The sequence below is a fragment of the Kothea flammea genome (assembly GCF_052161645.1).
GTDB lineage: Bacteria > Planctomycetota > Planctomycetia > Pirellulales > Pirellulaceae > Laterigemmans.
In genome coordinates this window covers 1953370-1973902 of record NZ_CP197414.1, presented here as the reverse complement: position 1 = coordinate 1973902, position 20533 = coordinate 1953370, and the positions used below count along the sequence as shown (strand labels likewise).

General features: G+C 57.3%; 16 protein-coding genes and 1 tRNA gene. 13 read left to right on the top strand and 4 right to left on the bottom strand.

From position 1 onward, the window contains the following. Nucleotides 1-123: 123 nt before the first annotated feature. Nucleotides 124-195 (bottom strand) — tRNA-Cys (locus tag SH139x_RS07045). 444 nt (nt 196-639) lie between these two features. On the opposite strand from SH139x_RS07045, the gene SH139x_RS07040 reads away from it, so the two are divergent. The 10 genes from SH139x_RS07040 to SH139x_RS06995 all read left to right on the top strand — a co-directional run bounded on the left by SH139x_RS07040 (nt 640) and on the right by SH139x_RS06995 (nt 10989). Further along, nucleotides 640-942, top strand: a complete 303-nt coding sequence (locus SH139x_RS07040; protein WP_488355977.1) for a P-II family nitrogen regulator — start codon at nt 640-642, stop codon at nt 940-942. 24 nt (nt 943-966) lie between these two features. Beyond that, nucleotides 967-1749, top strand: coding sequence for an NIPSNAP family protein (locus SH139x_RS07035; protein WP_488354566.1), 783 nt, complete (start codon nt 967-969; stop codon nt 1747-1749). A gap of 126 nt (nt 1750-1875) precedes the next feature. After that, nucleotides 1876-2877, top strand: a complete 1002-nt coding sequence (locus SH139x_RS07030; protein ID WP_488354565.1) for a TIGR03009 domain-containing protein — start codon at nt 1876-1878, stop codon at nt 2875-2877. A gap of 259 nt (nt 2878-3136) precedes the next feature. After that, the gene (locus SH139x_RS07025) at nt 3137-3460 is read left to right on the top strand and encodes a hypothetical protein (RefSeq protein WP_488354564.1); all 324 of its coding nucleotides are present in this window, start codon (nt 3137-3139) and stop codon (nt 3458-3460) included. After that, nucleotides 3457-5799 (top strand): hypothetical protein, encoded by a 2343-nt coding sequence (locus SH139x_RS07020; RefSeq protein WP_488354563.1) that lies wholly within the window; start codon nt 3457-3459, stop codon nt 5797-5799. The genes SH139x_RS07025 and SH139x_RS07020 overlap by 4 nt, the downstream gene beginning before the upstream one ends. Continuing rightward, nucleotides 5793-6749, top strand: coding sequence for an ABC transporter ATP-binding protein (locus SH139x_RS07015; RefSeq protein WP_488354562.1), 957 nt, complete (start codon nt 5793-5795; stop codon nt 6747-6749). The genes SH139x_RS07020 and SH139x_RS07015 overlap by 7 nt, the downstream gene beginning before the upstream one ends. Continuing rightward, on the top strand, nt 6746-8419 hold the full coding sequence (locus SH139x_RS07010) for an ABC transporter permease (protein WP_488354561.1): 1674 nt from the start codon (nt 6746-6748) through the stop codon (nt 8417-8419). The genes SH139x_RS07015 and SH139x_RS07010 overlap by 4 nt, the downstream gene beginning before the upstream one ends. A gap of 122 nt (nt 8420-8541) precedes the next feature. Further along, the gene (locus SH139x_RS07005) at nt 8542-9195 is read left to right on the top strand and encodes a DUF3467 domain-containing protein (RefSeq protein WP_488354560.1); all 654 of its coding nucleotides are present in this window, start codon (nt 8542-8544) and stop codon (nt 9193-9195) included. Next, a complete protein-coding gene (locus tag SH139x_RS07000) occupies nt 9192-9860 on the top strand; it encodes a Maf family protein (protein WP_488354559.1) in 669 nt (222 codons plus the stop codon). Before SH139x_RS07005 ends, SH139x_RS07000 begins: the two co-directional genes overlap by 4 nt. A 115-nt stretch (nt 9861-9975) precedes the next feature. After that, nucleotides 9976-10989, top strand: a complete 1014-nt coding sequence (locus tag SH139x_RS06995) for a DUF1573 domain-containing protein (protein ID WP_488354558.1) — start codon at nt 9976-9978, stop codon at nt 10987-10989. Nucleotides 10990-11183: 194 nt separating this feature from the next. Here the strand turns inward: SH139x_RS06995 and SH139x_RS06990 are convergent, their stop codons facing one another. The 3 genes from SH139x_RS06990 to SH139x_RS06980 form a co-directional block, all read right to left on the bottom strand. Further along, nucleotides 11184-12383: a hypothetical protein gene (locus SH139x_RS06990; protein WP_488354557.1), complete on the bottom strand. Its 1200-nt coding sequence runs from the start codon at nt 12381-12383 to the stop codon at nt 11184-11186. Nucleotides 12384-12576: 193 nt separating this feature from the next. Further along, nucleotides 12577-14100 carry a carboxypeptidase M32 gene (locus SH139x_RS06985; protein ID WP_488354556.1) on the bottom strand — a complete coding sequence of 508 codons (1524 nt, stop codon included), beginning with the start codon at nt 14098-14100 and terminating at the stop codon, nt 12577-12579. Nucleotides 14101-14660: 560 nt separating this feature from the next. Then, nucleotides 14661-16364, bottom strand: a complete 1704-nt coding sequence (locus SH139x_RS06980) for an AI-2E family transporter (protein ID WP_488355976.1) — start codon at nt 16362-16364, stop codon at nt 14661-14663. Here SH139x_RS06980 and SH139x_RS06975 point away from each other — a divergent pair. From SH139x_RS06975 to SH139x_RS06965, 3 genes are read left to right on the top strand one after another with little or no spacing between them, the layout of a single operon-like run. After that, complete coding sequence (locus SH139x_RS06975; RefSeq protein WP_488354555.1) at nt 16333-17595, top strand: lysylphosphatidylglycerol synthase transmembrane domain-containing protein; 1263 nt, start codon at nt 16333-16335, stop codon at nt 17593-17595. The two genes, SH139x_RS06980 and SH139x_RS06975, sit on opposite strands and share 32 nt — an antisense overlap. Nucleotides 17596-17599: 4 nt before the next feature. Next, on the top strand, nt 17600-18652 hold the full coding sequence (locus SH139x_RS06970; RefSeq protein WP_488354554.1) for a glycosyltransferase family 2 protein: 1053 nt from the start codon (nt 17600-17602) through the stop codon (nt 18650-18652). Continuing rightward, on the top strand, nt 18649-20484 hold the full coding sequence (locus SH139x_RS06965) for a hypothetical protein (protein ID WP_488354553.1): 1836 nt from the start codon (nt 18649-18651) through the stop codon (nt 20482-20484). The genes SH139x_RS06970 and SH139x_RS06965 overlap by 4 nt, the downstream gene beginning before the upstream one ends. Nucleotides 20485-20533 lie beyond the last annotated feature (49 nt).

Sequence of the window (20533 nt, the reverse complement as noted above, 5' to 3'; positions counted from 1 at the left end):
ACGGCTCCTCACCGAAACGTTTCAATAAAAAGTGGGTGGAATCAAGCATTGCGGTGGGCAATAACCGCTGAGAGCACGCACGCCCAATGCGGCAAACCGACAAATGACGGTGAAAAGTCAAAGAGGCGACGCCGGGATTCGAACCCGGGATGTCGGATTTGCAATCCGATGCCTTAGCCGCTTGGCCACGTCGCCTTGTGTTCGTCTACGAAGATTAGGAAAATGAAGCCGGTCAGTCAAGCTGTGATGGTCGCTTAGCTCCGTTAATGCTCGCACGCTCATTAGATCGCCAGTGCTAGAGCGCCCGTAGATGACCTGTGGTATCGTCCGCCAGACCACAGCGACTTGAGGCTAATGCCGACGCTTTGAAACTCATCGCCGCCAATAACCACCGCACAACTGCGAAGCAACACTGCGGAAATGGGTAGCGCGGGGCGGGCTAGGGCGGCCCTGCGAGCGATTGGGGACAATCGCTCTACAATGCGTGCGGCCCTGCGAGCGATTGGGGACAATCGCTCTACAATGTGGCTGGTGGGCCAGGCGGAGACGACAGCGGGACTCGGGTCGAGTATCCTGGGCGATCAGCAGTTCACGATCGATCGAGTGAAACGCTCGGCAATTACGACAAAGGACTTTGTGGTGAAGCAAGTGGTGGCTGTCGTCAAACCCTACCTGGCCGAACAAGTGCTGGAGGCACTTCGCCGCGCACCGCTGGAGGCGCTCAGCGTGACCGAGGTCAAAGGATTCGGGCGACAAAAAAGCTATCTGGATGAATACACCAAGTCAGAATATGCCGAGGCTTTTCTGCCCAAAATCGAAATCACGATGTGGGTTGATGATGCTCGCGTTGATGAAGTTTTACAAAAAGTTGTCGCCGTCGCCCGCAGCGGGCGAATGGGGGATGGCAAAATTTTCGTTCTTCCAGTTGCCAGCTTTTGGTAACTCGAACCACCTCAGGAGATTGCAATGCGAAGACAGCAAGTTTACGGACTCATAGCGGGAGTAATTGCGATGATCAGCGGCGGGAGCAGCGAAGCGCAACAGAATACGGCCAAAGAAGTCTACGAAATCCGCCAATACAGCTTGGATGAAGCTGGCGACGGCGAGGCGCTCGACACCTACCTTAGCGAAATCCTAGCGCCCGCCCTGAAACGAGCCGGTACTGGTCCCGTCGGCTTGTTGGCTCCCGTCGCCGACTCCGAGTCGTCCGACCGGTTTGTGTTCATCACTTACAAGTCGGCCAACCAAGTGGCGGAGGTGGTCGCCCAGATGGATGCCGACGAAACGTACACCGCCGGCCAACATGCATTTGAAGCGGGGGGCCCAAAGAATCCGCCCTACAGCCGCGTCTCCAGCGAACTGCTGCTGGCCATGGACTGCATGCCGGCCGCCAAAATGCCCACTTCGATCGGCACGCCCGACTCGCGAGTCTATGAATTGCGAGTTTACGAAAGTGCCACTGAACACTTGGGAGACTTGAAAGTCGAAATGTTTAACGCGGGCGAAGTACCGATTTTCCTCGATTGCGGCATCGAACCGGTGTTCCTCGGACAAGCGTTGATCAGCCGTTACGCGCCCTCATTGAGCTACTTGACCGCGTATCCAAATGACGCCGCGCGACTCAAATCGTGGGACACTTTTCGCCAACACCCTGACTGGAAAGTGCTGGCGGCAAACCCCCGCTACCAAGGCACGGTCAGCAAAATCTACAAGTTTGTGCTGCGTCCCTTGCCCGGCTCCGACATGTAGCATCCCGAGCGATTTTTCCGATAGGTTTTGTGCCGAGCAAAAAACGGGCTTTAACTGAGCCCCGCAAAGTTGCTACAGTAGGAACCTAACGCGGGAAAACGCTACCTCCACGGACGGAATGGATCGATGATTGCAAGGACGCTAAAACGAATTTCGCTCGCTGCCACCGCATTTGCCGCGTTGTCGATGCTCGCCAACGTCAGCTCGGCGCAGATTCCTGGCAATCCAAAAGCAGCGGGCCAAAATCCAGCCAATGGCAATCCTGGCGCTGGCAATCCAGCCAATGGAGCGCGAGCCAACGGAACTGGGCAACGTCGCGTGGAGCCAGGCCGCCCCTTTGCCCCGCCCAGCGAAGCGGAACAGACGAGATTGACTCAACTGCTGGCCGCTTGGGAAAAACAAAGCCAGGGGACCAAGAATTTAACGTGCGAATTTACGCGTTGGCACTTTAACAACACTGATGCACCGGCTGGGGTTCACGCGACCTGGGCCCACGGCTCGATCAAGTATGCCGCCCCAGACAAAGGTATGTTTCGCGTCGATGTGCTGAAGTCCTTCCAGGGGTTTAAGGACGGCAAGCCGGTCTATGAGTCGGACCCCAAGAATTTTGGCGAGTATTGGGTCTGCAACGGATCGGAGTTGATCGAATTTGATCGCACCAAGAAAGAATGCAAGGTTCAAGTAATTCCACCTGAAATGCGAGGGCAGAAGATTTTTGCCAGCCCATTGCCATTCGTTTTCAACCTCGATGCCGAAGACATTCAGAACCGTTATTGGATTCGCGAAGTGCCTGCCCCCGAAGGCAAGACGGGCGTCTATGTGCTGGAGGCATGGCCCAAGCAGCAAGTCGACAGAGCGCAATACCGACTGGTAAAAATCGTGATCAGCGGCCAAACTTTTTTACCCGAATCGTTGCTTATCTACGCGCCCAATTTTGACCTCAAGGAAGCCCCAATCTGGGACCATTACAACTTCAGTTCGATGAAACGAAACGCAGTGCTGGCCAATCTGCAGCAATTCATCGACACCTTTATCAAAGCGCGTCCCCCCAGCGATTGGAAAGTCGTTCGCGAGAACTTCGGTTCGATCCAACAAGCGGCGGCACCACAAGATAACCCCATTCGCTAAAGCCACCGTTAGCGGTTTTGGCGCTAGCCACCGTTTTATTGCAGGCGATTTGTTTGATTCAATGCGGGAACCGCGGCACTAGCGCCAAAGCGGCTAACGAGAACCGCGGGCAAACGGCGAACGGCAAAACCGCAACTGGGGGCCAAGCCGTGCGCCCGTTTGCAGAGCGTTGGTAAAGTCCGTTAGAATGGCGCCTTGCCTGGAGGGGACCAGTGGGTGTTCGTTCAGGCCGCCTGCTACCCTGATCGACTGCTACGCGATGGCCACACCCTCGATTGAACGTAATGAGCGGAGTAGGCTGCTACCCCGCTTGTCGCTCCGCAACGTCCTCATCTTGCTCACCTTGGGTGTGCTGCTCGCTTGGCTGGCTAGAATGGCCTACGCTGGCGATCGCATTGCCACCACCTTGCTGCTGACCTGCGGCAGTTTTCTGCTCTTCAAGCTGCTTTCTACAGCCCTCTTCATCATGGCTTGGCTGCCGGCGGTCATTGTCCGCCGGCAAGTTGACGACCGCTTGCGCGGCAATCCATTTGCGGCGGACCAACTGCCGCCCCAAATTCTTCCGCCCAAAACGCATTCATGAGCGGGCCCTCGATGCGCGACACACCCTTCCGCAGCCGCCGCTTTGCTGGCCTGTTGCTGCTCATCCTCGGTAGTCTATTAGGACTCCCCGGGCTGCCGACTTTCCTCAGCCCTGCCTGGGCGGGCGGCACGAGCTGGACCACCTTCAAGCTTCCCGGCAACCAAGCTGCGGTCGACGGCTTTACCTGTGACATCGCCATCATGGCTGGCGAAAACGAAGGTTACTTGCCGCTGCGGATCACGGCGCGATCGTCGGTCGGGCGGTTCCCAGGCGACCGCACCATCCAGCTGCGGTTGTTGCCGCAGGATGGTCCGAACTGGCCAACACCGCAAGCAATCTACTTGGCCTCGTTCACCTTGGAGGCTGGCTCCGCGACGTGCGTCAAGTCATTTTACTTACCCAAATATTTCCTCGGTCTCGACGGCGCGTTGCAGTTATATGATGCGGAAGGCAGCTTACCCGGTTATCGAGCCACGCTGACGAATTCGGCTCCCAATTTAGCGCGGATCGAGCTCAGCCCGCTGGACGTGTTCCCTCGCTTTGCGTTGATCATGCCCGACGAGCAGGATTTGGTCAGCCCCACGCCCGAGCCCTGGCAACATATCCCCGACTTGCGCTCTCTCGATTCGGTGGTCTTTCCTCTGGGCGAGTATTTATTAGCGCGAAATGTGGTTCGCGCCAACAGTGATCAAGCTTTAAACTATCTTACAACCACCTCGCTGCAGGCTTCCCAGTTGCTAAGATTTTCCGACGCTCATGATAGCTGGTTAGGTTATGAGGGTGTCGACGTCGTCATGCTCGCTTGGCCGCTGCTGGAAAAACTAAAAAGCACGCAACCGGCCAAGTATGCAGCGTTGCGGAATTGGGTTTCCAGCGGTGGAGTCATCTGGACTTACGCGGCCCCGCCGGTGGCAGAGATGGCTGATTTCCTCGCGGTCCAGCAGCCGCTGCCAGATCCCGAAGATGAGCCTTCGCTGATTGTAAAGAGCTTGTCGCCAAGCATACCGTTGGCGTCAGTTCAAGATACCCAACCGCTGCTAGCTTTTTTGCCTCGCGCCATGTCGGCGGCCGATACGACGCTGCGGATAATCCCCCGCCCGGAGTTACCCTCTCGCTTACCTGCCGGACATCCTATCTTGGCCAGCGAGACCGTGGCCGAACTGGAGGCAGAACTGCGGCGCTTGCCCGTCGAGGCGGGCTTGGTGATTGGCATCCAGGCCGCTGATCCCTTTCCCGGCTCGGCCCAACTGTGGCATACGGTAAGGCGGTTGTCTGGCAACAACCAAGTTTGGCAGCATCGCCGGGGAACTTCCTTGGTGCACGGGACAACCGGGTACTGGGATTGGTTGCTAGCCAACGTGGCCCGGCCGCCGGTCTATGCGTTTCTTTTTGTGCTAACGGGATTTGTGCTGTTGGTGGGGCCAGTCTCTTATCATTTTACCCGTCGAGCGGGACGCACCTATTTGATGTTTATCATCGCGCCGGTGTTGGCCACGCTGGCCACCTTGATGTTATTTGGTTACGGCTTTGTCGCGGATGGTTTTGGCACACAAGTTCGCGCGCGGCAGATTACTTGGGTTGACGGCCAAAGTGGTAACGCGGCCCGCATGACCCGGGCCACCTACTTTGCCGCCTTCCGCCAAAACGACGGTTTGCAATTCCCGCTTGAGGCGGCAGTTTACCCAGTCCGCGACACGGTGGAGCGATGGCAAACGCGGCGCCAAGAGTTACGCAGTGATCGTCAGATTTTGCTCAGCGACGAGCACCAACAGTTCCTCGGTGAATTCTTTCCCGCTCGTTCTCAGAACCAATTTCTGTGCTTTGAACCCGCGGTTGGACCTCAAGGTATCAAAGTTCTAACCTCGACGGCCGAGCAACTAACGATTCAAAACAATTGCAGCACGGATATTGATTTCTTAGTGCTGGCCGATCAAGCGGGTGATTATTGGCAACTCACCGATGCCACCTGCCCGAGTGGCGGCACCAGCCAAATGACACCTTTGGCAAGCGAAAAATTAGGCAACCTGCTACGGCAACTATATTTGCAAGATCAACCAGAACCCCCGTTCGGTTATAGTGCCCAGGCGCGTGATCGCCGCGCGGTGTATGAGATCGAACAAATCTTAAGCCGACGGATCGCCACCGATCAGCCTTGGACCAGTTCCAATGCCGAGCTGGGTGTCTTTGAAGCAAGACTGCAAACAATGATTTTGAATGATGCGAGGTTACCACCGGGCTGGTTTGTCGCCACCGCGTCACTGGAGCGAAAAGCGATCGCGGTCCCCAGCGCTGATGCGGTGGAAAGCGTGCATTACATCATGGGGAGTCTGCAATGGTAGCGACAACGGGGGGCGATGACACGGTAATCGAATTGCGTCGATTGCATCGTTTTTTCGGCACCACACGAGCCGTCAACGATGTCTCCTTTGCGGTCAAACGAGGCGGCGTGTTTGGTTATATCGGCCCCAACGGAGCTGGTAAAACAACCAGCATGCGAATTTTGGCAACATTGGAATTGCCTAGTTTCGGAGATGCCTTTGTCGATGGTTTTTCGGTTGTCAATGATCCTGAGCGAGTTCGCCGACGACTGGGATTCATGCCCGACGCGTTTGGCACTTACGCCAACGTGAGTTGCGCCGAGTACTTGGACTTTTTTGCCAGATCGTATGGGCTAGTGGGGCGCGAGCGGATGCAACGTGTTCGGCGAGTGCTCGATTTCACGGGCGCCGCCGGCATGGCCGACAAACCGATTCGCGGGCTCAGCAAAGGCATGAAACAACGGCTCTGCTTGGGGCGAGCCTTGGTGCACGATCCGGCGGTGCTGATCCTCGACGAACCGGCCGCCGGACTCGACCCCCGCGCCCGCATCGAATTAAGAAAGATGATTGGCACGTTGGCTGCCGAGGGGAAAACGATTTTGGTCAGCAGTCATATTCTGACTGAGTTGGCCGAAATGTGCGACTCGGTGGGAATTATTGAGCAGGGTCAGTTATTGGCGACCGGCTCGGTGGACGAAATCCAGCGGCAGCGCCAACAGCATCGCGAGTTGTCGATTCGCGTGCTGGGGGGCGCCCAGCCGCTGGCCGATTTCCTCCAGTCTCAAGAAGCTTGCGAGAAAATTATCGTCGATGGAGAACTGCTGCGAGCCGAGTTTACCGGCGACGTTTCCGCCCAAGCCAATTTGCTGCAAACTCTGATCGCTAACCAATTTCGCTTAGCCGAATTCACCGCCCGGAGTAAATCCTTGGAAGATGTATTCTTGCATGTAACGGAAGGGATTGTGCAATGACGGCGATCGAATTGCCCGCCACGTCCCCAGGCAACGCATGGCTCCGCAGGCTGGACGATGTGACCATCCGGGTTGGAGATTGGCTAAACCCGATCTTAGTAAAAGAAGCCAGACAGGCGCTGAAAAGCCGACAGTTTCTCATCACCTTTTCGTTGCTGTTGGTGGCCGCTTGGGGCTGGACGGCAACGGCGATTCTGATGTTGATGCCGAGGATTTATTATGTCCCCAGCGGGCAAACGCTGCTGATTGGCTACTACTTGGTGTTAGCCGTCCCCATGCTGCTGGTCGTGCCGCTGGCCGCACACCGCAGCTTGGCTGCGGAAGTGGACGACGGGACTTTAGATCTGCTGAGCGTCACTAGCCTTTCACCGATGCAAATCATCACCGGGAAATTGGCCAGCGCGGCGCTGCAGATGATGCTCTATTTTGTTGCCCTCTTTCCCTGCGTGGCGTTCAGTTACGTGTTGCGAGGAGTCGATTTGCCCTCGATCGTCGGCATGCTGGGGCTGACCATCGCGGTCGGAATCTTGCTGACGGTGTTTGGGCTTTTCTTGGCGGCCTTGCCGAAAAGTCGAGCTGGCCAACTGGGCATGTTGGTGGGGATGTTAATCATTGAAATGATTGCCCAGTACGCAGTCGCCATGTTAGCGATCGAGATCATTCAAGGAGGTTTCTTTGGTGAAATTGATGTGCGTTTTATCGCCAACACGGTGATCATCATCGGCATCACGGCAACAGCCGCGTTGGTGCTGCTGCGGGCCGCGGCTGCTGAGCTATCGCCGCCCAGCGAGAATCGTTCAACCCCCATCCGCAAAGCGCTGATCTGGCACCAATCAGCAGTGGTCAGTTGGTTGATCTACTATTTGCTGGAACCGCGCAGCAGCAACGTGGGACTGATAATCGCCATCTGTTACATGTCGGCTTTTTGGACTTTGGTCGGCGGATTAATGGTAAGTGAGAGCAGCATTTTGACTCCCCGCGTGCGGCGGGAAATGCCGGCGACTTTTCTGGAACGAGCTTGGTCGACCTGGATGACTCCCGGCCCAGCAACCGGGCTGGTTTACGCCGTGCTTTCGTACTTTACTTTTTGCGTGACGGTGCTGTTCGTAACTGTGCTGGCGCCCAACAACGTCACCAATGCTGGCGGCATGATGGTGGTGGTACCGTTCGCCGATCCGGTGCCGCTAATGATGACGTTCGGTGGGTACATGATGCTAATCTTGACCCTGACCCGGTTGATGATGGCCCTGATTCGCAAACGCACGCCGACGCAGCCGGCGGTGGGGCTAGCCGTGATGGTCATCGTGGGCGGCTTCCTGGCGGTCACTCCTTATTCTGTGGCTCTCTGGTGGAATGAATTTCGCGGTTTGGATTGGACCTATTGGCAGGTGACCAATTGGGCCTGGACGATCGGTCTGTTATTCTCCGGCACGCTCCCTCCGGCCGCGTCCTTCGTGGTGCTGACCATCGGTGCCATTACTTGGGGCTTGGCGCTTGTCACCATGGGGCAACGCGTTTTGCCGCTCCGTGTGGCCACTCCCCAGCGAGTGCTGGAAGAGGACCGTCCCATGCTGCTTGCCGAGGCTGACCCACTTGGCCAGCCAGACCCGGTAGCACCGGTTGACCCATTGGGTTACGAAGAGCCGCTGCCGGGGGCTGTCGAACCATAAGGCAATCTTGCCCAGCTTCAACTGCCCAGCTCCAGCTGCCTCGCATTCGATTATATTTTTCCGCAGACATTTTTCGCTCGCATTTTCCGCTCGCATTTTTCGCTCGCAGTCCATTAGTAATTATGAATGATGAAACTCCGCCCCCGGGCGACTCCCCATCCGAGCACCAGCCGTCGCAACCCAATCTTCGCGCGCGCGTTCCCGATCATGTCAGCGGGGGCGTATTCAGCACGGGTGTCATCGTGATGACACGACCGACCGAAATCGTGCTCGACTTTGTGCAAACCATCGGCCGTCCGCAACGCGTCGCCTCGCGAATCGTGCTGCCGCACGCGGTGCTGCCGCAATTTATTGATGCGTTAACGAAAAACGTGGCGATTTACACCAATCGTTTTGGTCCACCCCAAGCACCCCCGACGGCTCAACAAGCAAAACCGGCCAGTGGCGAACCGGGAGCCGAGCCGCGGCGTCCGTCCGCGGAGGAAATCTATGACGAGTTACAGATTCCTGACGCCGTGCTGAGTGGGGCTTATGCCAACGGCGTTATGATTGGCCATGGATCAACCGAATTCAGCCTCGACTTCCTGACCAGTTTCTATCCGCAGTCAGCCGTCAGCGCGCGCATTTTCCTGTCCGCTGGGCAAGTCCCCCGGTTGCTCGAATCACTGCAAGGTGCTTCGAAGAACCTTGGCCAGCAGCCACCGCCGGGCAGTCAGCAGCCGCCACCCAATTCACCCCCCAGTCCTCCGCACGAGCCAGGAGATCCGCAACCGTGAGTGCGTCGGCCGATGATTCCACTCCGCTGCAATTCAGCCCTCGCGACCCGCAACCGATTCCTCAGGGGTTACCGTTGGTGCTGGCCAGTTCTTCGCCCCGCCGTCAGCTACTCTTGACTGCGGCGGGATATCAATTCATCGTGGATCCCCCCGACGACTCGGCTGAATGCGGAATTTGCAGTCGGGAGACACCTCCCGAATTGGTCGCCCGACTGGCGATGCAGAAAGCGGCCGATGTGGCCAAGCGGACCGACCGGGCGATGGTGCTGGGGGCCGATACCGTGGCCGAATGCGTGGGTCGCATTTTAGGAAAACCGGTTGACCGCACGCACGCTAAAGAAATGCTCACCTTGCTCCGTGGACGTCCACACAGCGTTTACACCGGAGTCTGTCTTTGGAAACGTCCTGACAATCAGATGCTGATTGACGTCGTCAGAACAGAATTAGTGATGCATCCGGTCTCCGCCGACGAGTTGGAAGCATATCTCGACAGCGGGCGTTGGGAAGGCAAAGCGGGTGCTTTCGGATACCAAGATGGCAATGACTGGCTGGAGGTAACCGGGGGGAGCGAAAGCAACATCGTGGGATTGCCGATCGAGCGGTTGGGAGAGCTGTTCAACGCCTTCGACCAACTCGCTTCGCATGTGGATCCCACTGACGTGTAGACTTTTGCTGAAAATTGGGGTTGGCTCAAAACCGTCATTCAGGGCAGAATACTTCCTAACTTGCCTATACTCACCTAGTGATCCCACTTTGTTTCACGGTCGAACGGAATTGGAAATGAACCAGACGCTTCGTCATCGAATCGGCTTGGTCATCGGCACCTTGATGGTGGCGATGCTGTCGAGCACCCCCGTTTCCGCCCAGCAATGGGCTCGGGATATGTTTGCCGAAACCGACCATAATTTTGGCACCGTTGCTCGCGATTCCGACACAGCGTTCACTTTCAAATTCGTCAACAAGTACAAAGAAACGGTCCACATCAAATCGGTCCGCAGCAATTGCAATTGCACGACTCCTTCGGTGGTCGAGGATTTAGTCAAGTCGCAAGAGGAGAGTGGTGTGATCGCCACTTTCAACACCAGCGCGTTTACTGGTTCACGGGCCGCCAAGATCACGGTCGAATTTGACAAACCATTTTACGCCGAAGTTGAATTGACCGTCCGAGGCACGATCCTCAGCGACGTCAATCTGGAGCCGAACAAGATCGCGTTTGGCGGGATCCCCAAGGGTCAGCAGCCGATCGAGGAACTCAAAGTCAGTTTTCAAAAACGTCCCAACATCAAGATCCTGGACGTGCGGAGCGTTTCTTCCGATGTCTTGGTGGAGCTGAAAGGCCCGACGCGAAGTCAGAACAGCGTTGACTATCTACTGCGGGTCCAGCTTAAACCTTCCGCCCCGGTGGGTGATTACAAGACTCAGTTAACGTTGCTGACGAACGATCCCGGCTTGACCAACATCGCGGTTCCAGTGGAGGGCCAAATTCGCGCGGCGCTCGATGTGAAACCCGATTCGCTTCATTTTGGGCCCTTGGAGCCTGGTGGCAGCGGCTCGCAACGCATCACACTCCGCGCCGACCAGCCATTCAAAGTAACGAAAGTTACATCGCCGGAGAAACGTTTGAAGTTTAAGGTGCTCAGTGATAAAGAGAGTCCATTTCACTTCATCAAAGTGGACTTTGAGGATGACGAGCAACAGCAAGGCACCTTCCGCGCACCAGTTGTCATCGAAACTTCGCTAGGCGACGACCTTAAAGGCAGTTTGTTGATCACGGGCGAAATCAAAGCTGAATGACAGCACAGCGGTTTTACATTGTAGAGCGATTGTCCCCAATCGCTTGCAGCACTGCAAACAGCTGGGACAGCGGTTCTACAATGCAAACAGCTGGGACAGCGGTTCTACATTGTAGAGCGATTGTCCCCAATCGCTTGCGGGACTGCAAACAGCTGGGACAGCGGTTCTACATTGCAGCGGTTCTACATTCTTGCTCAGCGGGTTTTATTGCTCAGGCCGCTGGCGTAGTGAATTTTCAGCCCCTGGTCGACGTCGTGCACACCGACCAAGAACAGTCCCGCCCCCGCTTCGACCACAAACGCTGCGTTCAACATCGATAACTTGCGGCGGGGTGAATCTTGATTTTTGCCGCGCAGCATCATTTGCCCCTCCTGGAACTCCACTCGCCCGATGGCCAGCACGCCGCTGCCCACCGGTCCCGGCGGACGCTGCTCAGTGATATCGAGCAAATCACGCAGTAGATCGAGACGCTCTCGAATACTGGTCATGATCGCGTCGAGTTGCTCCAGCTCACTCGCGCTAAACCTGCCAACTTGCTCGGCCAATTCGCCCAAGGCAACAAACTGATCCACCAGCTCGCCAGCGACCGCGCGGCGATCTTCCGCCGCCGGATAAGCGGCTACCAATTGGTCAATCTGCTCGAGCCGCTTGGCTACCGCAGATGGCTCGGCGGGAATTTCATCAGCGGGCATTTCATCGGCGGAAAAGTCGTCCACTGTTAAATCATCCGCCGGATCGGTTTGATCAAACTCAGGCAGCGCCAACTCGCGGCCAGTGACTGGTTGGGGAGCCGTCGGCTCGGCATCGCCAGCACGCGAATTATTCTGGCTTGGTTCTGTTGGACTGCTTTGAGAGAGGGGAGCGGCGCGGCGCACTGTACCGCCGCCTGCAGCGCCGCTGCCCCACAAAGGAGCTTGTGGACCGCGGAAAGGCCAAAACCCCATGTCATCAAGCCGGCCCATTTGCTGGAGAATCAGCAACGCCAGCAGAATACCGACAACACCTCCTCCGGCCGCTTTGAGAATTCCGACAAGCGGCGAAGACTGTCGTCGCCGGCGAGTTGGCAGCACTCGTTCTTGGTCGGCTGGCAGCGCAGAAAACTGCGAATCGAAGGTGGCGGGTTGATCGTCGGCTTGGAGCTCAAAGCCGGCGAAGGAAGATGCTGCAGACTCCAGCACAGGCTGACCAAGTTCAGGCCGGTCAAAATGAATTGCTTCAAGCTCGGGCTGATCAAGCTCGGGTTCTCCCAACACTTCCAACATCGGCGGCAACGCCCGCAGCGCTTCGGCGAGTGGATAATCGGCTTGGCACCAAGGGCAACGGACAAGCCGATCTGCCGACGTCGCTGGCAGTTGCACCGATTCGTGACAGCGTGGACAACTGCTGACCGACATGCCGCTGAGACCTTCACGTTTTGAGGGAGAAACTCACCGCAAACCCATCCCCGAGGGCTGGCGTTTTCATCGCCAGTATAGTCAACCTTGGCCCAGTAACCGCATGATTGGCGCTCAAATTAGCAGCCAATTCACCGGCTCAATCGGGAAAACCGGCAAGTCGGTTGACAAAGGGGAGGTTGGCGAGATCCGTTCAACTCAGCTCGTAGAGGCTCGCGTACCGCTCGGTTAGACTGTCAATCAGCGGTTTGCTATCGGGTGCTTGCCCGGTCGCCTGGGAAACCAAGTCGGTGGGATTGAGATTGCGGCCCCAGCGATGGACTTGCTCTTGCAACCAGCCGAGCAGGGGCTGGAAAGCTCCCGCGGCAAACATGGCATCAAGATCCCCCAAGTCACGCTCCGCAGCCGCGTAAAATTGGGCCGCGTAAATGTTGCCCAGGGTATACGTGGGAAAGTAGCCGATCAATCCCGCGCTCCAGTGGACATCTTGCAAGACGCCATCGGCATCCGAAGGAGCACACAGTCCGAAAGCCGATTCATATTCAGCGTTCCAAGCGGCGGGCAAATCGGCCACGTCCAGTTCCCCCGACAACAGCCTTCGCTCCAATTCAAAACGAATGATAATGTGCAGGTTATAAGTCGCTTCGTCGGCCTCCACGCGGATCAGCGAGGGGCGGACGACATTCAACGCAAAATGAAAATCATCGACGGCGACATGCTGCAGGGCGGCGGGAAAAGCGGCTTGGACCTGAGGGTAAAAAAATTCCCAGAAAGCTCGCGAGCGGCCGACGAGATTTTCCCAGAGACGCGATTGCGATTCGTGAATCCCCAACGAGACGAACGAGCCGGGCGGTAGCCCATACCACTCTCGCCGCAACCCCTGGTCGTACATCCCATGCCCGGCTTCGTGCAGCGTACCGAACAATCCGCCGGGGAACCAATTCTGCTCGTAACGACTAAGAATCCGGCAATCATCGGGCCCCAAATTGGTGCAAAATGGGTGCGAAGTTTCATCGAGACGCCCACGATTAAAGTCAAAACCGACGACGGCAGCGGCCCGGTGACTTAACTTGCGTTGGGCATCGATCGGGTAATCACGCTGCAAAAGTGTAACATCGGGCTGCCGGTGTGAGGCGCGAATGCGGGCCACCAGCGGCACCAACTCGGCCTTCAGCTGGCGAAACACTTGCTCCAACTCAGCGGCCTTTGCGCCCGGTTCATATTCGTCGAGCAGGGCATCGTAGAGTGTTTGTCCCTCCTCGGCCAAACAGGTTGCCGCCTCCCGTTTGAGTCGCACGATCTCTGCCAAAGTCGCTTGGAAATCGCCATAGCGATCCGCTTTCCGCGCCGCGTCCCAAACTTGTTGGCCCCGCACGGTGGCCCGGGAAAGTGCTTCGACGAGGCTTTGCGGAAGTTTACGATCGCGCTCGAAATCCTCCCGCAGCCGTTTGAGCGTCGCTCCGATATCGCCATGCGGATCGGCAGCAGCGGGCCAATCGGCCAGCGAATCTAACCAGTTGGCAAGCTGCGGATCGGTGCGGCGCTTATGAACCAATCCGCGGAGCAACGTGACCTGATCGGCACGATACTCGCCAGCCGCGTTGGGCAAACCGGTGCGTTCATCCCACTCGAGTGCGTCGGCGGACGACTGAAGCAGTGCGGTCTGGCGAAAATGAGCTTGCAATTCCTGGAAAACGGCTTGTTTCGTGTCGCTCATCGAACTCCCAAATTACTTTCAACTTGGCGCGCCCGATCATCAAATCCGGTGGGCACCATTCCCGATTTCTCCGGCCGTAAACCGCTGGTCGGTGGCGGACCTTCCGGCTGCAAAAACGAACAACCTGGCAGCAACAATAGCAAAAGCCAGATCCAAATGCTCCCTCTCAGGCGTTTTACCATGATTCGTCTCAAAGTAGGTGTGCAGGAACCGAGTTTGGATTAGCAAAGCAGCCAGCTGCACCGCCAGATCTGTTATCGAAAATCGTTTTTTTATTGTAAAGCGATTGTCCCCAATCGCTTGCCGGTTTCATTGTAGAGCGATTGTCCCCAATCGCTTGCGGGGCTGCAATGTAGAGCGATTGTCCCCAATCGCTTGCGGGGCTGCAATGTAGAGCGATTGTCCCCAATCGCTTGCGGGGCTGCAATGTAGAGCGATTGTCCCCAATCGCTTGCGGGGCTGTAATGTAGAGCGATTGTCCCCAATCGCTTACTGTGCGCGCAAACAGCTGGGACAGCAGTTCTACACTGCAGCAGTTCTAAACTGCAGCGGTTCTACAATTACTCCGAGCGGCGGCGTTTCTTCCTTGCTTTGAAAGATGCTTGCCGTTTTTCTTTGGCTGGATCTTCCTGCGCAGCGTTGGCTGGAGCATCGGCGGTTGCCGGCGATGGCGCAGTTTTCGCCTCGGAGCTGGACGACTCGACGGCTAGCCCTGCCAGTTCGCCACCGCCCGACTCGTAATTGCTCAGCTCATGATTCAAGATTTCTAAAGTCGTTTGCAAGAAAACGACCACCATCGGACCGACCAGGATACCGATCGGTCCGAAGACTTGCACGCCACCCAACACGCTCAGCAGCGCCAACAGCGGATGCAGTTGCGAACGTCCATGGAGGATAAAGACTTTGATTACGTTGTCGAACGATGAGACTACGACAGCGCCGAAAATCCCCAGCCCTATCGCTGCCCCCAGTCGCTCTTCCACGAGGCCCAACCAAAGACAACAGGGGAGCCAAATACTGGCCGCTCCCAGGAAAGGAATCAAGGCCATGAAGGAGGTCAGCAAGAATAGCAGGACGATCGATCCCAAACCGGCAAAGTAATATCCGAAAGTAGCTAAGATGCCTTGCGCCAGCGCGCTCAACACGGTCGCCAACACAACCGCCCGGCTGGTACGATCAAACTCCAGCAATAGCTTCAGCTCGTAACGATCATCGAGCGGGCTGAGCCGCATCAGCGTTCGCACCATGCTCGGCCCGTCGACCAAAAAGAAATACAAGGTAATGATTAAGATCGAGATTCCAATCAAAGTCTGCACCAGAAACTCACCCGTGGCACTGGTCACCGACACCAACCGAGCTTGTAAGAATTCGCGAGCTTGCGCGAACCATTGGTCCAGTTTATCGTTGCTGGGATTGGCCAAAATTTTCAGTTGCGAGCGGATACTACCACCGAGCAGAATTTCAATCAGACTGTGCACATCACTGTCAAGCGCTACCAGCGTTCGCTGAAAACGTTCCTCGGGTGAACGGTAATCAAACTCGTCCACCTCGGCCTCGTCAGCCACTTCACCAACCGCCTCATCGTCGACTCCAACCGCCGGTTGACCAGTCGCCTCGTCATCGACGTCATCAGCCACAATACCAGTCACTTCACCGGTGGCACCTTCGCCGGTATCGTCAATGAGCGGTTCCGCTGCCGGGCTGGCTAGCAGTTTGGCGGTGAGTATTTGATCCTCCAGCTCATTGAGACGCTCATCCACTTGCGCCGCCACCGCCTGTTTTTCAGCCTCCAAGGGAGCGAAATCTTGTTCCAGCGTACCCAACAAAGCGCGCAGTTCACGGACTCGATCGGTAGCCAAGCGCAGCTGGCGGGGATCATCCAAGTTTTCGGTTTCGCTGAGCGTCATAATCAGCTCGGGCAAACGCTCTAGCGGCTCGGGATGGTCGATCTCCAAGCCCAACCGGGCTCGCGTCCGCTCCAGAGCGAAAGCCAAGCTGTTATAGTTCACACGCGAGACCAAACTGGTACCCTGAGCGGCCGCGATGCCAATCACGAGAACCGCCGGCAACAGCACGACCAATAAGATTGCCAACGTGGTCGCAAGCGCCGCCACGCGGGGACGCCCCCCCAAACGCTTGCCAATCCACTCGTGAACCGGGCGAAAAATCACCACCAACAAGGCGGCTAAGAATAGTGGGACGAAGAAACCGATCATCACCCGGTAGAACAAAATGCCTACCACTAACGTGACCAAAAACAGCATCACGGTTGAGATGATACGTGAGGTCCTGCGTGGTTTTTCCGACATACCAACTCCAAGATGTGCAGATGATCAAGCTCGCGGAAAGTCTGCATCGGCCAGCTCCAATGGTGAGCCTATGGTGATTGCGCGACCAACCTCGGCAAGTTTTAGCAGAATTGTGCAACATCGCAGGCGGGCTGCCTATAGCACCCTGAAATTGCTGATCGCTTTAGTCGTCCTCGCCAGCGGCTGCTGGACAGCGTTCACCGCTTTTCGGCAACTGCGAGATCGCGACGCGGAAATCTCCGCGGAAATAAGGGAACTCGAGCAACAAGTGCAGCGGCAATCGCCCAAGGGAGTATCGCCAACGGGAGTGCTGGACCGGCTCGAGCAGCTGCGGTCACAGCGGTTAACGGCCAGCAATTTCCGGTGGGACCGTTTGGTTGCCGCCGCTGGCTGCTACGCTTTGGCGATGCTGATTTCGGGAGGGTATTGGTATTTTTGTTTGCTTGCTTTTGGGCAAAAAGTAAAGCCGCTGATCGTGCTGGCGGTGCACATGATGGGGCAACTGGGAAAATATGTGCCCGGCAAAGCATTGGTGTTGGTGATCCGTTCGAGTGGCCTCAAGCGTCATGCCGGCGTGGAGGCGGTCCCCGCGGTGCTGGGCATTTTCATTGAAACACTAACGATGATGGCTTGCGGAGCGACTTGGGCGGGACTCGCAATCACAGCCCTTCCGGCCCCCTGGTGGCTCCGCGGTTTGGCCGCCTGCATTGCCTTGGCAGCGGCCATTCCCACCTTGCCGCCGCTGTTTCGGCTGGTCTTACGGCGGTTGGAAAAAAGTCGCTTTGGCCACACACTCCCCCAAGCCAATCAAGCCTACGATTGGCGGTTGATGCTGCAAGGTTGGCTGCTGATGTCGCTGGTCTGGTTTCTGATCGGCACTTCGTTTTGGTACTTAGTGCTAGCCACGCCGGGAGCCAACACGGTGGCTGCTGGCTGGACCGGCTGGGTCACGGCAACGGCCACGATCAGCTTAGCGGTGGTTGCCGGTTTTCTGTCGTTAATTCCAGGCGGAGCAGGGGTCCGCGAAATTGTCATCACCGTGCTGTTGGCACCGCTGGTCGGAGCTGGGCCGGCCATGGTGGCAGCCGTGCTCGCGAGGCTACTGTTCTTGCTGGTCGAAGTCATTTTGGCGGGATTTTCCACAATCTTCCTCCGTCGTCTCACCGCTCGATCTTGTGTACAGTAGGGGCATGCCCACCTTAAACCTACCGATCACAATCGTGGTTCCGCTCCTCAATGAAGAGGAATCGCTGGCCACCCTCCGCCAGCGGATTGCCGACGTCGCCCAGGAACACGCCCTCGAGCTCGAAGTCTTGTTCGTCGACGATGGTTCCACCGACGATTCCTGGAAAGTGGCTGCTGAATTGGCCGCCAGCCAGCCGAACACGCGAGCCATCAAGCTCCGCCGCAACTTTGGCAAAGCGGCCGCTCTGGCTGCCGGCTTTGCCCATGCCACGCGGCCGATCGTGATCACGATGGATGCCGATCTGCAGGACGACCCCAAAGAAATCCCCCGTTTTCTCGCCACCCTCGAGGAAGGTTTTGACGTCGTCAGCGGCTGGAAAAAAGTTCGTCACGACCCGCTCAATAAGACCGCGCCGAGCCGCGTTTTTAACTGGCTGGTCAGCCGCCTGACGGGAGTCCATCTGCACGATCATAACTGCGGTTTCAAAGCCTACCGTCGCGAGATTTTCGACGAAGTGCGGTTGTACGGAGAACTTCATCGCTTTGTCCCCGTGCTGGCAGCGGCGCGGGGTTGGCGAGTGGGAGAGATTGCCGTCGAACACCATGCCCGCCAATTCGGACATTCCAAATATGGTGCGGAACGACTGGTCAAAGGCTTTCTCGATCTGCTGACCATCTACTTCATAACCGGCTACGCGCAACGCCCCTTGCACTTAATCGGCACGCTTGGTTTAGCCAGCTTTACGCTCGGCTTCGTCGGCATCATCTACTTGACGCTGGCTTGGTGTTTAACCCGACTGGTCGATGCTTGGGAAGTCCTGCATCTGCACGAAACGGCCATTTTTTACTATTGCATCATGGCGCTGCTGCTGGGCACTCAACTGCTGGTCGCCGGCCTGTTAGCGGAGATGCTAGCCGCCGTGGTGCGTCCCAGTAACTCGCCCTATTCGATCTCCGAAACCGCTGGCCCCTCGCCGGCTGACAACGCTTCCGACACTCAGCCCCCTGCCGAAACCGCCGGCAGTCCCACCGCCGAGTCGAAAGTCTTACCGTCATGAGTCGCCAAGCATCAGGCCCCATCAGCTCACTTGCTGGTTCAGCATCAGGTGATCAAGCACCCCAGGTGGCCAACTCATCAGGTGGTCGCATCGGTGGCACGGCGGCCAGCATCTGCTGGTTGCTGGCGGGACTATCGCTGGCCCTGGTCGCCGGTCGCATCGCGGTAGTCCGCTCGCAAACGGGCGAAGTCCCCTTTCTCAGCGCCAACGATCGCAGCCGCTGGGCAACGGTCGCTTCGCTGGTCGACTATCGCACTTACGTAATCGACCATTTTCAACAACTGCGCGACCCACAGACCAAACGTCGCACTTGGCAATCGATCGACCGCGTGCAGCACCGAGACGCGGCGGGAAAAATCCGCAACTACAGCAGTAAACCTCCACTGCTGGCGACCCTGGTTGCAATCGTGTACGGGTTGGTCAAAAGTGTCACGGGGCTGGGCTTGCAAACCCATCCGATGCTGGTTGGCAGACTGGTGTTGGCAATCGTCAACTTGCCGTTGCTAGCAATCCTGTTCGCCAGCTTGATCGATTTAACGCTGCGAACTTGCCGACAACCTTGGGCGGCGGTGGCAACCACGGTGGCGATCACCTTAGGAACGATGTTGCCCGCCTTCGCGATCTCCCTCAACAATCATTTGCCTGCCGCCGCGGCCACCGCCGTGTCGCTGTGGTTGCTCGATCGCCAAGCCAGATTTGGACCGTCGCTGGGCAAAATGTTCCTGGCCGGCATTGCGATCGCGGCCCTGGTTGCCAACGAACTGCCCGGCTTGTCGCTGCTGCCGCTGTGGGGCCTGATCGCGCTGCGGCTCAGCATCCGCCACACCTTGCTCGGTTTTTTGCCTGGCATCGCCTTGGTGGCGGCCGCGTTTTTTGCGACCAATTGGTTGGCCCACGAAAGTCTCAGACCTCCTTACATGCATCGCGGCGTGGGACCCGCAATCGCCAGCGGCGAACTGCCCGGCCCCGCCACGGCAACGGACCGATTTTGGGATCCTGAGGAGGTGAGTCCCGAACTGAAAGCGACCATTTCGGCAGCCTTGGCGGCCAACGGTCAACCGCCGCCCGACGAGCTTGAGTTCACCGCCTCGCGAACCGCAAACCGGTTGCGAATTGACGCCCCGGCAGAAACTTTCGCACTCGATCGCAGCGCGGGACAATTCACCCTGCGAGTCTGGGATGACTGGTACGACTATCCAGGTACCTACTGGAACGACAGCAACCGCCGCGGCATCGACTTGGGCGAACCTTCCCGGTGGACCTACGCGTTGCACATGCTGATTGGCCACCACGGAATTTTTCTCCTTACCCCCGCTTGGTGGCTATCGCTGCTAGGGGTGGCAGCCTGGTATCAACGTTGGCGGCAGCCCGCCGGTGTGGCAAGTTCTGGCAGCTCTGGTGATTTCGAGCGGAACAAGGTACGTAATACAGCAAAGCCGGGGGATTCAAAGAGTTCAGAGAGTTCGGGGGAACTTGCAAAACCGCTGGATCAAGAACATCCTTATTTTCCCAATTTCCCTTACGCGGTCATCGTGGCGACAATTTTGGTGACGCTGGTTTGCCTGGTATTCTACGTTGCCCGTCCCGAGATCGACCGCAATTACGGGGGTGTCAGCGTGGCGTTTCGCTGGTTGCTGTGGCAGGCCCCGCTGTGGATTTTCTTGGCCATCGCAGCCTGCGACCGACTCGCCACGGTGCAGTCTGGGCGTATCCTTTGCAGTTTGTTGCTGATTGCCAGCCTATTCTCGCTCTCCACCGCCCTGGAGAATCCATGGACCCACCCATGGGCGTACCGTCTGCTCGATAATCTGGGCTGGATTGCACACCGCTAAGCCGACTACTATCCGGTCCGATCTCCGGTCTTCTGATTTTCGTCTGCGT